The sequence below is a fragment of the Rahnella sp. WP5 genome (assembly GCF_000745615.1).
GTDB lineage: Bacteria > Pseudomonadota > Gammaproteobacteria > Enterobacterales > Enterobacteriaceae > Rahnella > Rahnella aceris.
Window position 1 is genome coordinate 260,404 of the sequence record NZ_JQJR01000009.1, and the last position, 15,142, is coordinate 275,545.

The window sequence follows — 15,142 nt, forward strand, 5'->3', positions numbered from 1 at the left end:
ACGTGTTTGTGTGCGGTCGAAAAAATGACGCGCAATTATATGTACAGCCTGTGGGAAACTCAAGGAGAAAGGCAGATTAATTTCTCTACAGCTTTGCAGCGAAGAATGCCGTGACTTCTGCCAGCGCATGAACCGAGACTTTATGCTTCGCGCCCGCCTCAGAAATAAAGGTCAGATTATCATCTGCACCGCTTTCAGCCAGTTCCTGCCGCAACCGCTGGCTTTCAGCAAAAGGCACCACATCATCTTCTTCACCGTGCCAGACAAACAACGGAATATCTGCGATTAACGCCGCTTTCCCGGTGAAATCCAGACTCAGCAAAGGCGCGATTTCGCGTTCAAATACGTCACGCTGCACAATGCCACCGGCGTTGTAAGCTGGAAAAAGGTGGTGAGATAAACGCGCGAAATAACCAGAGCCCATCAGGTTGGCCGCCGCTTTAATCCATGGGAATTTGATCAGCGCCGCCATGGTGGTCATGCCCCCCATCGAAACGCCAGCGACGCCTAAACGCTGCGGATCCGCCAGACCGCGTCCGACAAACTCGTCTTTCAGACACGCCAGTTCATCAATGTTGTTCTGCAAAATGCTCCAGAAATTCGCCAGACATCGCGCTTCGTCGTTTTCTGCGCGCGCACCGTGCATTAATGCATCAGGCAATATCACGCGAAAACCCGCCTTTGCCAGCGTGTAGCCGAAATATGAATAAATCTCTTTGGAAGACAGAAAACCATGATAGAAAAAAATCGTCGGAAGTTGCTGCTGATACTGTCCGGCGGGCACGGCATGAATGATCTGGATCCCTTCAATATTTTCTTCGTACATCTCAACCATCGTGCTTTCCCCTGTGCATTTAGAAAAAATATCGGCCTCTGTGAGTTTTGACATTCTACGGGTCTGCAAAACGGCGACCACAACCTTTTTCGTATGATTTATAACCCGTTATTCAAAATCCGCATTTTTCAGTTGGCTGACCTTAATTCAAATTCACACATTTATATTTATTTCATTGATTCAGATCAATTTTACATGAAATAAATGGTTACATTTGATCGTTAATCCTTTCCCGTTCTCCGCCGTTAGTGCGCTATCAGAAGCTAACGGGAAAAACCCATGAAAACGGCATCAAAACGCTCATTTCGACGGTGGAGCATTGGCGCAAAACTGGCCAGCATCGCCTCCCTGCTGGTCGGTTCCTTATTTATTATTTTCACTTTGTCACTGACTCACTCCGCTGGAAAGCAGGTCAATGAACTGGCCGTTAACGCCATTTCCGAGCAGGTGACCGGGGTGGTAGACATGATTGAAATGTACAATGCCAGCCTGAATGCGGAAGTGGACAGCTATACGCGTCTGTTCAGCCATTTTCTGCCATCGGATTTCGAACTTGATACTACCAGCCCGATGATGGTGGGCGATCAGTCAGCACCTGTCATAAAAGCAGGCGGTACGCCACTGAATCTGGATAGCAAAATCCCCGATGATTTTCTGGCGCGCACCGGCGCAATTTCCACCGTGTTCGCCCGCCGCGGCGATGACTTTATCCGCGTAACCACGTCCCTGAAAAAACAGGACGGCACCCGCGCCATCGGCACCTTGCTCGACGGTAGCAGCCCCGCTTATGCGCAAATTATGGCAGGGCAACCTTTCAGCGGGCTGGCAACGCTGTTCGGCAAAAAATACATCACCAAATATCAGCCGGTGCGCGATGCACAGGGCAGCGTCATTGGGATTTTGTTCGTGGGTGTGGATATCACGCAGGAATATGCCGACATGCGTCAGAAAATCCTGTCCAAACGCATTGGCGAGAAAGGCTATTTCTTTGTACTCAACAGCGCACCCGGTAAAGATCTCGGTAAATATCTGGTGCATTCCACTGATGAAGGAAAAACGCCAGCGTGGCCTGAAGGCGAACTGCAGCAGGTGATGGCGCAGCCGAAAGGCCAGCGTGAGTACACTGACGCAACCAGCCAGCATCAGCAATTCATGGTATATGCGAATGTGCCGGCCTGGCATTGGGTGGTGGTCGGCAGTACCGATAAAAACAGTCTGATGGAACAGGTCAATAGCACGCGTAATCACTTCCTGATGGTGAGCCTGCTGGCGCTGGCATGTTTCGCTGCACTGTTTATCTGGCTGACGCGCAAGCTGGTCAGCCGCCCGCTGAGCGACGTCGTGAGTATTGCACAACAATATGCCAGCGGTGACCTGCGCGCGCGGGCTGAAACCCAGCGTGTTGATGAAATTGGTGCCCTGATGCATGCGATCGACGGAATCGGCCACGGGCTGGAAAAAATTGTCGGTGAAGTCCGGCAGGTTTCCTCTGAAATTATGATGAATACGCAAGGACTTGCGCACGACAGCGAGCAGATTAATCATCAGATCGGCACGCAAGCCAGCAGTCTGGAAGAAACCTCAGCCAGCATGGAGCAGATCACCGCTACCGTACAGAACACGGCGGACAATGCCACACAGGCCACTCAACTGGTGCAACAGACCGACAAAGCGGCCACTGTCGGTGCTGATGCAGTGAATCAGTCGGTTGAGAGCATGGAGGCCATTAAGCACGCCTCAACGCGTATCGCGGATATCACGACCGTCATCGAGGGCATCGCCTTCCAGACCAATATTCTGGCCCTTAACGCCGCCGTAGAAGCCGCCAGAGCCGGTGAGCACGGGCGCGGGTTCGCAGTTGTCGCTGCAGAAGTCCGGGCGCTGGCACAGCGCAGTTCAAATGCGGTGAAGGAGATTGAAAATCTGGTCGCAGATTCCCTGAGCAAAGTCGAGGACGGCCACCAGAGTGCAGCCAAAACGCAGGTAAACATGAACGATATTTTGCAGGGTATTCGCCAGGTCAAAGTGCTGATGAGCGATATCGATCTGGCCTCGCACGAGCAGTCGTCCGGTATTTCACAGGTAAACATTGCCATTATGCAGATTGGTAAAGCGACGCAGGAGAACGCCACGCTGGTGGAGAATTCACAGCAAACTGCGGCGGCGCTCAGCGAACAAGGCCGCCATCTCTCACAACTGGTCAGCGTCTTTAAAATTTCCGAACGGTAAGACGTGAATTGCGCGGCAATATACACCGCGCGGACTCGCCAGCACACCGGTGAAAGGGCTACACTTCAGGGTATCGCCCTTTTACCGGATATCACGATGAAATCCCTCCGAATCTCCGCTGCGCTGTTGTTAGTGGTTGCGCTAAGCGGTTGCAGTAATCTGATGCAAACCACGCCGGTTCCGCCGCCTGCCGTGACAACCAAAGCGCAGGAAATTACCCGTGCGCAGACTTCCACTCTCACCAAAATTGGCAGCATCACGGTCGATGTGATTGGCAGTCCGATGGATGCAGAAGCAGAAGTGCAGCGCCGCGCCGATGCGGCGGGTGCGCATTACTACGTGATCATGTTTAACAGCGAAACTATTATTCCCGGCCGCTGGTATTCACAGGCCACACTCTACCGCTGATTATTCAGCGCCGATCGCCCGGTTAAGCAACAACTGGCACAAACGTTCCGGCAACAGCGTTTCTCCACGCGGATCAAGCACCATTCGGCACCACGCGTCTGCTAGCGGTGGCGACGCAAACTCCAGCATTTGCGTCGCTGTCAGCAGGTTAAATAGCTGAGCGGTAAGCCAGCGACCCTGCGCTTCTTCCGGCTTACGCAGCCGTTGTAAAAACTGGCGCGACGCCCGGTCAAAGACGCGGTTTTGTCCGCGCGCCTGATGCAAAATCTGCTGAACCATTTCCGCGCTGGCAGGCAGTTTTTTCAGCGTGCGCAGCACATCAAGACACATAACGTTTCCCGATCCTTCCCAGATACTGTTGACCGGCATTTCGCGGTACAAACGCGGCAACTCGCTGTCTTCGCAATAGCCAATCCCTCCCAACACTTCCATCGCCTCTGCCACAAACGGCATCCCCTGGCGGCACACTTCGAACTTTGCAGCGGGCGTCAGCAGGCGGCATAATAATTGTTCCGCCGGATTATCCTGCGCATCGGACGCCGCGGCCAGACGCATCAGCAACATCGTCTGCCCTTCCAGCAACAGCGCCATGCGGCTCAGCGTCTGGCGCATCAGTGGTTGTTCGATAAGAGGTTTACCAAAAACCTGCCGCTGGAAGGCATGGTACAGCGCAACCGACAACGCCCGGCGCATCATAGCGTGGCTTCCCAGCGCGCAGTCAAAGCGCGTATGACCGCCCATTTTCAGGATATGGCGGACGCCCTCGCCTTCTTCGCCCAGCAGCCAGCCGGTGGCATTCTGAAACTCCACTTCGCTGCTGGCGTTCGAACGGTTACCCAGTTTGTCTTTCAGGCGTTCGATGCGGATCGCATTGCGCGTTCCGTCTGGCAATACGCGCGGCAGAAAGAAGCAGGACAGTCCGCCATCAGTCTGCGCCAGCACCAGATGCGCATCGCTTTGCGGCACGGAGAAGAACCATTTGTGGCCCACCAGATGATAAGGTTTTCCGCTGCCGCGTCCTTCCAGCGCCGTCGCCCGCGTGGTGTTACTGAGCACGTCCGAGCCGCCCTGTTTTTCCGTCATGCCCATGCCGAACAGCACGCCTTTCTTCTGATCGCCGGATTGCAGATGCGGATCATAACGGTCAGATAACAGCGGTTTCATCCAGCCACTGAACTCCGGCGGCAGATATTTTTGCAGCAACGGGATCGCGCCAAATGTCATCGTCACCGGGCATAACGTCCCCGCTTCAACCTGACCGTGAAGAATAAAACGCGCCGCACGCGCCACCACCGAACCGATACGCGCATCTTCCTGCCAGGGTAAATTGTGCACGCGGTTGGCGATCAACCCTTGCATCAGCAGATGCCACGCAGGATGGAAACGCACGTCATCAAGACGTTCACCGGTGGTGTCATAACGCAAAAGATCGGGCGGATTGGTATTCGCCAGCCTTCCCAGCTCCAGCGATTCTGCAGAGCCTAACTGCTGCCCGAGGGACGCCAGGACATCGGCATCCCAGCCCGCCTGCTGGCGGGAAACCGCTTCGCGCAACGGGGTGTCGGAAAGGAATAAATTGCTGTTACTCAGTGGTTTGGGTTGATTGAAAACCCGGTGTGTTTCCCAGTCCATCGCCTGCTCCCTGTTAAAAGGATATGGCGTAAGTATGGTAAAAATCGGGGAATTAACAGGCGGACAGATCACAAAGGCAGAAATGCAAACGGGAGCCCTGAGGCTCCCGTTTAATCAGCGGATCAATAAACGACAATCAGCTTTTCTTCAGGCCGCGCTGACGTACCGCTTCGAACAGGCAAACACCGGTGGCTACGGAAACATTCAGGGAAGAGACGCTCCCCGCCATCGGGATGCTGATCAGTTCGTCGCAATGTTCGCGGGTCAGACGGCGCATACCTTCGCCTTCTGCGCCCATCACCAGCGCCATCGGGCCGGTCATTTTACTCTGGAACAGGTCATGATCCGCTTCACCGGCTGTGCCGACGATCCAGACATTATGTTCCTGCAATACGCGCAACGTACGCGCCAGATTGGTCACGTTGATCAACGGCACGTTTTCAGCGGCGCCGCTGGCAACTTTTTTGGCGGTGGCGTTCAGTTTCGCGGAACGGTCGCGCGGAACAATCACCGCATGAACACCCGCCGCATCCGCGGTACGCAGACAGGCACCCAGGTTATGTGGATCCGTTACGCCATCCAGCACCAGCAGGAACGGACAATCGAGGCTTTCCAGCAACGCAGGCAGGTCATTTTCCTGATACTGGCGGCCTTCGCGCACACGCGCAATAATCCCCTGATGCACAGCACCTTCGGATTTCTCATCCAGCCACTGGCGGCTCGCCACCTGGATCACGATACCGCTGGCTTCCAGCTCGTCGATTAGCGGTTTCAGGCGTTTATCGTCACGGCCTTTCAGGATAAAGACTTCCAGAAAGCGTTGCGGATCGTTGTCGAGTAAGGCTTTAACGGAGTGAATACCGTAGATAATTTCGCTCATGATGCTCTTTAAAATAGACTTGCGGACAGCAAGCTGTCCGCAATTTAGTAAGGTTACAGACGATTCTATCATAGAAGAATCGTCAGAAAGGACTAGCTGTCAGACTGCTTTTTCTTCGCGCGTTTGGCTCTGGTGGCCGCCGCAATTTTTGCAGTTTTGTCAGAAGGCTTTTTGGCTTTCTTCGGTTTACCGTCTTTACCCACAGCACTGACCGCTTTCTCTTTCTTCGGTTTGGCTGGTTTTGCGTCATCTTTGCGGAACGCGCTGTCCGGCTCAAAATTCACGTTTTTCTTAGCGGTACGGCGACGGCCAGCATTGGCTGGCGCGGCAGAACGCATGGTACGTTCGCCACCTTTTTTCGCGCGGTCACGTGCGGTTTTGCCTTCACCCCGTGCTTTGCGGGTGCTGGAAACCAGCGCGAAATCGATTTTACGTTCGTCCATATGCACGGCTTCAACGCGAATTTCTACCGTATCGCCCAGGCGATAAACCGCACCGGAGGATTCACCCACCAGACGCTGACCGATGTTATCGTAACGGTAATAATCATTGTCGAGCGATGACACGTGCACCAGGCCGTCAATGAACAGATCGTTGAGGCGTACGAAGAAGCCGAAGCCGGTGACACTGGCGATAATGCCGGTGAAGACTTCACCCACATGATCCTGCATGAAGTCGCACTTCAGCCAGTCCGCCACGTTGCGGGTGGCTTCGTCCGCGCGGCGTTCTGCCATCGAACAATGCTCGCCGAGTTGCAACATATCTTCGTAATCACTGTGCCAGCCGCCGGTTGGCGTCCAGCGATCTTTCAACGTGCCGTGCTCTTTCGCCAGCAGATACTTGATCGCGCGGTGCAATGCCAGATCCGGATAACGACGGATTGGCGACGTAAAATGCCCGTAAGAAGGCAATGCCAGACCAAAGTGGCCACGGTTTTCCGGATCGTAAATCGCCTGTTTCATTGAACGCAGCAACATAGTTTGCAGCATTTCGCGGTCAGGACGATCGGCCAGTTCATCCATGATCTGAGCATAATCTTTCGGCTCAGGTTTCATGCCGCCGCCCATCACCAGACCCAATTCACCCAGCACGCTTTTCAGCGCGGAGATATGGTCATCGCTTGGACGGTCATGCACGCGGAACAGCGCCGGTTCGTTATGTTTTTCAACAAAACGCGCCGCAGCAATGTTCGCCATGATCATGCACTCTTCGATCAGTTTGTGGGCATCGTTACGTACGGTCGGTTCGACACGTTCGATACGACGCTCAGCATTGAAGATAAATTTCGCTTCTTCGGTTTCGAACGCGATACCGCCACGTTCTGCACGCGCCTGATCCAGCACTTTGTACATGGTGTGCAGTTCAAGCAGATGCTTAACCAGCGGCGAATATTGCTCGCGCAGTTCCGGGTCGCCTTCGATGATGCGCCAGACTTTGTTGTATGTCAGACGCGCGTGAGAGCTCATCACGGCTTCGTAGAATTTAGAGCTGGTCAGTTTACCCTGCGCGGAGATAGTCATCTCACAGACCATACACAGGCGGTCTACCTGCGGGTTCAGCGAACACAGGCCATTAGACAGCACTTCCGGCAGCATCGGCACAACCTGTGACGGGAAATACACCGACGTAGCGCGGCTGCGGGCTTCATCGTCCAGCGCGGTGCCGTGACGGACGTAATAGCTCACGTCGGCGATTGCCACCCACAGGCGCCAGCCACCACCACGTTTTTTCTCACAGTACACGGCGTCATCGAAGTCACGGGCATCTTCACCATCAATGGTGACCAGCGGCAGACTGCGTAAATCCACGCGACCTTTTTTCGCTTCTTCCGGCACCTGTTCGCTCAGGTCTTCGACCTGTTTGAGAACCTGTGGCGGCCAGACATGCGGGATTTCATGGGTACGCAGGGCGATGTCCACCGCCATGCTGGTGCCCATTTTATCACCGAGGACTTCAACGATTTTACCGACCGCTTTGGTACGGCGGGTCGGACGCTGTGTGAGCTCGACCACCACCATATATCCCATGCGTGCGCCGTTAATGGCATCGGCCGGGATCAGAATATCAAAGCTCAGACGACTGTCGTCGGGTACCACAAAACCGGCACCTGCATCGGTAAAGTAACGGCCCACAATCTGGCTCATTTTAGGCACCAGAACACGCACGATGCGCGCTTCACGGCGGCCTTTACGGTCGGTTCCAACTGGTTGTGCCAGGACCACGTCACCGTGGATGCACATTTTCATTTGTTCAGCAGACAAATACACATCGTCTTTCTTCACGCCTTCCAGGCGCAGGAAACCGTAACCATCACGATGGCCGATAACCGTGCCTTTCAGCAAGTCCAGACGCTCCGGCAACGCGTAGCACTGGCGGCGGGTAAAGACTAACTGGCCGTCACGCTCCATGGCGCGCAAACGGCGACGCAGGGCTTCCAGCGCTTCTTCTCCGGAAAGATTCAGTTCGTTACCAATTTCTTCCCGGCTGGCTGGGGTTTCACGTTTCGCGAGATGTTCCAGAATAAATTCACGGCTGGGAATAGGTGATTCGTATTTTTCTGCTTCTCGTTCCAGGAATGGATCTTGTGACATAGCGGTTCCTCCGTTGTCATCAGCAGTTTGTTGAAAGTCTTTCATTCAACAAGCAATAATTTATAGAGCGTTGAGTTGTCTTTGACCATATCGGCCAGAGTGTACTGATTCAGCTCATCAAGAAAATGTTCTACAGCAGTGTGCAGGACTTGTTTTAGTCGGCATGCAGGCGTGATGTGACAAAAGTCGCTGGCGCAATTGACCAGCGAAAGAGGTTCCAGTTCGCGCACCACGTCGCCAATGCGAATGGTCTCTGCGGGCTTGCCCAGTTTAATACCTCCGTTCTTTCCGCGAACGGCAGTGACCAGACCAGCACGGCTCAACTGATTAATGATTTTCACCATGTGGTTGCGCGATACACCGTAAACCTCGGTGACCTGCGAAATGTTGGTCATCTGATCGTCAGGCAACGAAGCCATATAAATCAACGCTCTCAAACCATAATCAGTAAAACTCGTTAACTGCACACATACCTCTGGGTAGCTATTACCCGGTCTTTCCACGCCAGCAATGACAACAGGGTGAAGATGATTGTTTATTATGACACTTTGATGATAAACCAGCCGCGAACTTTGCAGCTAATCATTTAGATAGTGGATGGTTTATGGAAAGTAAACAAGTGAAGGGATTCAGAAAAAAATAAACCGGGCAATTTTGCCCGGTTATGACGTTTTTACACAATCAGCTCTGACTGTTATGCATCAAACGGGTCACGCAGAATCATCGTTTCGCTACGATCCGGGCCAGTAGAGATAATATCAACCGGCACTTCAGTCAGCTCTTCGATACGCTTGATATAGTTAAGCGCTGCCTGCGGCAGGTTTTCGACTTCTTTCACCCCAAAGGTGGTTTCGGTCCAGCCGGGCATGATTTCGTAAATTGGCTCGATACCTTCCCAGCCTTCAGCAGCCAGCGGTGTAGTCGTCATTTCACGGCCATCAGGCATGCGGTAACCGACACACAGCTTCACTTCTTTCAGACCGTCCAGCACATCCAGTTTAGTCAGACAAAAACCAGACAGGGAGTTGATCTGCACAGAGCGGCGAACCGCCACGATGTCCAGCCAGCCACAACGACGGCTACGGCCAGTGGTCGCGCCAAACTCGTTACCTTGCTTGCGCAGGAACTCGCCGGTTTCATCAAACAGTTCAGTCGGGAACGGACCTGCACCCACGCGGGTAGAGTAGGCTTTCACGATGCCGAGCACATAATCAACATAACGTGGACCAATACCTGAACCGGTAGCGACGCCGCCAGCAGTGGTGTTGGAAGAGGTTACGTACGGATAAGTCCCGTGGTCGATGTCCAGAAGCGTGCCTTGCGCACCTTCGAACATGATCAGATCGCCACGCTTACGCGCGCCATCCAGCAGCTCAGAGACGTCAACAACCATTGCGGTCAGGATGTCGGCAATCGCCATCACATCATCCAACGTTTTCTGGAAATCAACGGCTTCTACTTTGTAGTAGTTCACCAGCTGGAAGTTATGGTATTCGATGATTTCTTTCAGCTTGATAGCGAAAGTTTCTTTGTTGAAGAGATCGCCTACGCGCAGACCGCGACGGGCTACTTTATCTTCATAAGCCGGGCCGATGCCACGACCGGTGGTGCCGATCGCTTTATCGCCACGCGCTTTTTCGCGCGCTATGTCGAGTGCGACATGATAAGGCAGGATCAGCGGGCAAGCTTCAGACAGTAACAGACGTTCGCGTACAGGGATGCCACGAGCTTCAAGTTCGCCCATTTCTTTCATCAACGCGTCAGGCGCCAGTACAACACCGTTGCCGATGATGCTGGTCACGTTTTCACGCAGAATGCCAGAAGGAATTAAATGAAGAACGGTTTTTTCACCGTTGATAACCAGAGTGTGACCGGCGTTGTGACCGCCCTGATAGCGCACAACATATTTAGCCCGTTCAGTAAGCAGGTCTACGACCTTGCCTTTCCCTTCATCACCCCATTGAGTGCCGAGTACGACGACGTTCTTACCCATCTCAAGAATCACCAGGTTGCTTAAAAAAGGATTCTAACATCTCATTCTGTGCTTTCCAGCACTTTTAGCACACGTTTGCGGGAAAAATTTTAATTGCGTGCTACCGGTCTCAGCAAGACGTGACAAGCCCGGCGTAACAAACCCTCATCCACCCAGACGACTACGCAACATGTAGTAAATTACGAAGCCTGCGACCACAAGACCCCCACCAAAACGGCGTAAAACCGTGTCCGGAAGATTCGCCAGCGAGAGGATCATTTTTCGCCATGTTTTTGGATAAAGCATCGGCCCCAGGCCTTCAAGAACCAAAACTAATGCCAGCGCCAGCCAGATTGTCGCATTCATGATGAATCGTTCTCATTACATCCCTTCCCTAAAAAGAAAGAAGGATTTCAGAAAAGACAAAAGGCCCCTGAAGGGCCTTTTGGAAATTGCAGAAGCAATTATTTATTTTTTTCAGGTGACTTCATAAAGCGGAAGAAATCGCTGTCAGGGCTTAACACCATGACGTCGTTGCCGCTCTTAAAGCTGGCCTCGTAAGCTCGCAGGCTACGGATGAATGCGTAGAAGTCAGGATCCTGGCTGAACGCATCAGCAAACAGTTTCGCCGCTTCGGCATCTCCTTCACCGCGGGTGATACGGGCAGTACGCTCTGCTTCAGCAACGGTACGGGTTCTTTCGTAATCCGCAGCAGCCTGAATTTTGGTCGCCTCTTCTTTACCCTGAGAGATGTGACGCAATGCCACCGCATTACGCTCAGCACGCATACGATCGTAAATCGCGCTGGACACTTCTTCCGGCAAGTTGATTTGTTTCAGACGTACATCCACCACTTCGATCCCCAATGCCGCCATGCTGTTCGGGTTCACCGCAGGTTGTTTACCTTTGGTTTCCTGCTCAACACGTTTTGCTGCAGAGGCAATCGCATCATCGGCTTCGGTGGTCGCTTCAGGCTCATCGCCTACGCTACCGGTGTTCAGGGCATCACGCACATCCAGCGTCAGACGGCCACGGGAATCGGTCACGATATCTTTCACATCAAGACGACCAATTTCAGAACGCAGACGGTCACTGAATTTACGTTTCAGCAGAATTTCTGCCTGAGATACATCACCACCGCCGGTTGCCAGGTAGTAGCGGCTGAAATCACTGATACGCCATTTCAGGTAAGAATCGACGATTAAGTCTTTCTTCTCGCTGGTGACGAAGCGGTCAGCCTGGTTATCCATGGTCTGGATACGCGCGTCGAGCATTTTAATGGATTCCACGAATGGAACTTTAAAATGCAGGCCCGGCGCATACACCAGCGGTTTATTATCGCTGTCACGCAGGACTTTACCAAAGCGCAGCACAATACCGCGCTGACCTTCCTGAACAACAAACAGTGAAGCATAAAGCGCCACCAGCACCACAACGACGATAAGTAAAAATGACTTACGCATTGTTATTCTCTCCCTACGCGAAGTGTATCGTCACGCTGTGCATTTGCACGGCGCTGGTCCATGACACTGCCAGACGAACGGGAACTGCTGTTATCGGCACTGCTTTTACTGTTACTGCTGGTTAAACCTGGAACGGAAGGCAACAAACCTGTTTCATCATTTTTGCTGGTGTCGTTGGCTGCTGCGTTATTTCCACGCAGCATTTGATCCAGCGGCAAGACCATCAGGTTATTCCCTTTATCACTCACCAGCACTTTACGGGTGTGGCTGAGGACTTTTTCCATGGTTTCGATATACAGACGCTCGCGGGTAATTTCCGGCGCGGCTTTATATTCAGGTAACAGTTTGGAGAAACGGGCCACTTCACCCTGTGCTTCCAGAACCGTACGATCTTTATAGGCTTTAGCATCTTCCAGTAAGCGCTGTGCTTCACCGTTTGCCAGAGGCTGAATCTGGTTCGCGTAAGCTTCTGCTTCACGAATAGACTGTTGTTCTCTTTCACGGGCGGCGATCGCGTTATCGAAGGAAGCTTTCACTTCTTCCGGCGGACGCGCGGTCTGGAAGTTGACGTCCTGAATGGTAATACCCATTTTGTACGGACGAATAGTTTCTTCCAGTACACGCTGGGTATCGCTACGCACGGTCGTACGGCCTTCCGTCAGGATTTTATCCATCGTGTATTTGCCGATAACGCCACGTAATGCGCTGTCAGTCGCCTGGCTCAGGCTGTCGTCAGGGTTGGCGACGCTGAACAGATAAGCTTCAGGATCCGTCACGCGATACTGCACGTTCATTTCAACGCGCACAACGTTCTCATCAGACGTCAGCATTACACCAGACGCAGCAAGTTCACGTACCGATTCTACGTTTACTGCACGAACTTGATCGATGAAGGTCGGTTTCCAGTTCAGGCCAGGCTCAACCAGATGGCTGAACTTACCAAAACGAGTCACAACGCCACGCTCGGCTTCTTTAATGGTATAGAAACCCGTTGCTGCCCAGATCACCACCACCGCTGCGACCGCGATGCCAACAATCCGGCCACCACTCATCCCATGACCGGAACCCGTTGGTGCGCCATTGTTGCTGTTATTGTTGTTGCCTGAACCTTTTCCACCGAAGCCCCCCAGCTTTTTGCTGAGTTTACGGAAGATATCATCCAGATCAGGTGGCCCCTGATTGCGGCCACCTTTGTTGTCGTTATTTCCACCAGAATTTCCACCAGAGTTGCCGCTATTATTATTGCTGCTGCCCCAGGGGTCGCGGTCCTGTCCGTTATTACCGGGCTGATTCCACGCCATGTTATAGCTCCATTATTCTATGATTGGTGTTCTTCAGGCCAAATCAGACAGACTCTGGTTGCGGACATAGCTTTCCAGTTCCTGCTCTTGTTTGCAGAGGCGACGCCAGTCAACGATGGGCATTCGCACCATCAGACCAATACTGCCATCCTCTTCAATCCATTCTTTTTCAATGGCCTGAAGCTGGTAAAAACGGCTACGAAGTCGGCCTGCTTCCGGCGGTAAGCACAATTCATGCTGCGCAATCTCGCCAGAGAGTCGCTCCGTTAATGCCTGGAAAAGCAACGGAATACCTTCACCTGTCACGGCTGAGAGCCAGACCCTGACCGGCAAATTCTCCTCGTTGCGGTCGATACGCGGAACAAAGTCATCCAGCATATCTATTTTGTTCATCACTAACAGCGCAGGAATTTCATCTGCTTCGATCTCTGCCAGCACCGTATTCACCGCGTCAATATTTTCCTGAACACGGATGTCCGCTGCATCAATCACATGGAGTAACAGAGATGCCTGTCGGGTTTCCTGCAACGTTGCTTTAAAAGCCGCAACCAAATCATGGGGCAGGTGACGAATAAACCCTACGGTGTCCGCCAAAACCGTCTCCCCGACATCTGCCACTATAATACGGCGCAGCGTAGGATCCAGCGTAGCAAACAACTGATTGGCCACGTAGACATCGGCCTGAGTAATACGGTTAAAGAGTGTGGATTTCCCGGCGTTGGTATACCCAACCAAAGACACCGTCGGAATATCCGCACGAACGCGTGAACGACGACCCTGTTCACGCTGCTTAGCCACTTTTTCAAGACGGCTGAGGATCAAAGTGATTCTGTCCCGCAGCAAGCGGCGGTCAGTTTCGAGCTGGGTTTCACCTGGGCCACGCGCGCCAATGCCGCCGCCCTGCCGCTCAAGGTGCGTCCAGCCGCGAACCAGTCGGGTAGCAATGTGGCGTAATTGCGCCAGTTCTACTTGTAACTTACCTTCATGTGTTCGGGCCCGCTGGGCAAAAATATCTAATATCAATCCGGTGCGGTCGACAACTCGACATTCGCATAAGGCTTCCAGGTTTCTTTCCTGGCCGGGAGACAAGGCGTGATCAAACAGGATGACAGAGGCGCCCGTTGCTTTGACGGCATCTGCGATTTCTTGGGCCTTTCCTTCACCGACAAAGTATTTTGGGTGCGGTGCCTTACGGCTCCCGGTGACGACTTGCAACGCCTCTACACCTGCAGAAGATACCAGCGATTCAAATTCGCTCAGGTCTTCCGTGTCTTTGTCCTGCGAGAAATAGATATGAACCAGTACGGCCTGCTCACCGGCTTCATAACGGTCAAACAAGCTTGCGACCTCTCATTTGGGAAAAATTCGCCAGCCGGGGGTGCATAAGCATAATCGGAATACTTATGAACCCCTTCGTGGTTGACCAACGTTGCGCTTTATTCAGCGTCATCGTTTTCCTGCTGCGGCTGTTGCGCAGACGGAGTGCTACCTTGGTGATAATTGTTGGTGCTGCCCGAACCTGGATTATTGCTATGGTGTGACACCGGGCGGGAAGGCACTACGGTGGAGATAGCGTGTTTATACACCATCTGGCTAACCGTATTTTTTAACAGAATGACAAACTGGTCAAAAGACTCAATCTGGCCTTGCAGCTTAATACCATTCACCAAGTAAATAGAAACCGGAACACGTTCACGACGCAATGCGTTCAGGAACGGATCTTGCAAAGATTGCCCCTTAGCCATTCTATCTTTTCCTTATTAGTTTGTTGTTTGTAACTTTGAGCCTATCGGCTCGAAAATAAATCACATAAAAAATTTGCGCGCTGAGT

At 52.8% G+C, this 15,142-nt stretch carries 13 protein-coding genes; 2 read left to right on the plus strand and 11 right to left on the minus strand.

What is annotated here, in order from left to right:
* Window positions 1-85: 85 nt before the first annotated feature.
* Window positions 86-835, minus strand: a complete 750-nt coding sequence (gene yjfP, locus EX31_RS08760) for an esterase (protein ID WP_013573775.1) — start codon at window positions 833-835, stop codon at window positions 86-88.
* 279 nt (window positions 836-1,114) lie between these two features.
* On the opposite strand from yjfP, the gene EX31_RS08765 reads away from it, so the two are divergent.
* Together EX31_RS08765 and bsmA are read left to right on the plus strand one after the other, a co-directional pair.
* Window positions 1,115-3,064, plus strand: a complete 1,950-nt coding sequence (locus EX31_RS08765) for a methyl-accepting chemotaxis protein (protein ID WP_037034263.1) — start codon at window positions 1,115-1,117, stop codon at window positions 3,062-3,064.
* Between the two features lie 96 nt (window positions 3,065-3,160).
* On the plus strand, window positions 3,161-3,472 hold the full coding sequence (gene bsmA, locus EX31_RS08770) for a biofilm peroxide resistance protein BsmA (RefSeq protein ID WP_037034266.1): 312 nt from the start codon (window positions 3,161-3,163) through the stop codon (window positions 3,470-3,472).
* Here the strand turns inward: bsmA and EX31_RS08775 are convergent, their stop codons facing one another.
* The 10 genes from EX31_RS08775 to hfq form a co-directional block, all read right to left on the minus strand.
* Complete coding sequence (locus tag EX31_RS08775; RefSeq protein ID WP_037034268.1) at window positions 3,473-5,104, minus strand: isovaleryl-CoA dehydrogenase; 1,632 nt, start codon at window positions 5,102-5,104, stop codon at window positions 3,473-3,475.
* 136 nt (window positions 5,105-5,240) lie between these two features.
* Window positions 5,241-5,984, minus strand: a complete 744-nt coding sequence (gene rlmB, locus EX31_RS08780) for a 23S rRNA (guanosine(2251)-2'-O)-methyltransferase RlmB (RefSeq protein WP_014411562.1) — start codon at window positions 5,982-5,984, stop codon at window positions 5,241-5,243.
* Window positions 5,985-6,076: 92 nt separating this feature from the next.
* Window positions 6,077-8,575, minus strand: coding sequence for a ribonuclease R (gene rnr / locus EX31_RS08785; protein ID WP_013573770.1), 2,499 nt, complete (start codon window positions 8,573-8,575; stop codon window positions 6,077-6,079).
* A 41-nt stretch (window positions 8,576-8,616) separates the two neighbouring features.
* Window positions 8,617-9,042, minus strand: a complete 426-nt coding sequence (gene nsrR, locus EX31_RS08790; RefSeq protein WP_013573769.1) for a nitric oxide-sensing transcriptional repressor NsrR — start codon at window positions 9,040-9,042, stop codon at window positions 8,617-8,619.
* Between the two features lie 227 nt (window positions 9,043-9,269).
* Window positions 9,270-10,568: an adenylosuccinate synthase gene (locus tag EX31_RS08795; RefSeq protein WP_037034270.1), complete on the minus strand. Its 1,299-nt coding sequence runs from the start codon at window positions 10,566-10,568 to the stop codon at window positions 9,270-9,272.
* A gap of 144 nt (window positions 10,569-10,712) precedes the next feature.
* Window positions 10,713-10,913, minus strand: a complete 201-nt coding sequence (locus tag EX31_RS08800; RefSeq protein ID WP_013573767.1) for a DUF2065 domain-containing protein — start codon at window positions 10,911-10,913, stop codon at window positions 10,713-10,715.
* A gap of 98 nt (window positions 10,914-11,011) precedes the next feature.
* Window positions 11,012-12,010 (minus strand): protease modulator HflC, encoded by a 999-nt coding sequence (hflC, locus tag EX31_RS08805; RefSeq protein WP_013573766.1) that lies wholly within the window; start codon window positions 12,008-12,010, stop codon window positions 11,012-11,014.
* Between the two features lie 2 nt (window positions 12,011-12,012).
* Entirely contained in the window at window positions 12,013-13,311 is a 1,299-nt protein-coding gene (gene hflK, locus EX31_RS08810; protein ID WP_013573765.1) for an FtsH protease activity modulator HflK, read from the minus strand.
* Window positions 13,312-13,344: 33 nt separating this feature from the next.
* Window positions 13,345-14,649 carry a ribosome rescue GTPase HflX gene (gene hflX / locus EX31_RS08815; protein WP_013573764.1) on the minus strand — a complete coding sequence of 435 codons (1,305 nt, stop codon included), beginning with the start codon at window positions 14,647-14,649 and terminating at the stop codon, window positions 13,345-13,347.
* A gap of 98 nt (window positions 14,650-14,747) precedes the next feature.
* A complete protein-coding gene (gene hfq, locus EX31_RS08820; protein ID WP_013573763.1) occupies window positions 14,748-15,056 on the minus strand; it encodes an RNA chaperone Hfq in 309 nt (102 codons plus the stop codon).
* Between the last annotated feature and the right edge of the window lie 86 nt (window positions 15,057-15,142).

Coding starts and splice junctions, on each gene's coding strand:
- hflC (WP_013573766.1), bottom strand. CDS start 12,010: ATGCGTAAGTCATTTTTACTTATCGTCGTTGTGGTGCTGGTGGCGCTT.
- rnr (WP_013573770.1), bottom strand. CDS start 8,575: ATGTCACAAGATCCATTCCTGGAACGAGAAGCAGAAAAATACGAATCA.
- rlmB (WP_014411562.1), bottom strand. CDS start 5,984: ATGAGCGAAATTATCTACGGTATTCACTCCGTTAAAGCCTTACTCGAC.
- EX31_RS08775 (WP_037034268.1), bottom strand. CDS start 5,104: ATGGACTGGGAAACACACCGGGTTTTCAATCAACCCAAACCACTGAGT.
- EX31_RS08795 (WP_037034270.1), bottom strand. CDS start 10,568: ATGGGTAAGAACGTCGTCGTACTCGGCACTCAATGGGGTGATGAAGGG.
- yjfP (WP_013573775.1), bottom strand. CDS start 835: ATGGTTGAGATGTACGAAGAAAATATTGAAGGGATCCAGATCATTCAT.
- hfq (WP_013573763.1), bottom strand. CDS start 15,056: ATGGCTAAGGGGCAATCTTTGCAAGATCCGTTCCTGAACGCATTGCGT.
- bsmA (WP_037034266.1), top strand. CDS start 3,161: ATGAAATCCCTCCGAATCTCCGCTGCGCTGTTGTTAGTGGTTGCGCTA.
- hflK (WP_013573765.1), bottom strand. CDS start 13,311: ATGGCGTGGAATCAGCCCGGTAATAACGGACAGGACCGCGACCCCTGG.
- EX31_RS08800 (WP_013573767.1), bottom strand. CDS start 10,913: ATGAATGCGACAATCTGGCTGGCGCTGGCATTAGTTTTGGTTCTTGAA.
- EX31_RS08765 (WP_037034263.1), top strand. CDS start 1,115: ATGAAAACGGCATCAAAACGCTCATTTCGACGGTGGAGCATTGGCGCA.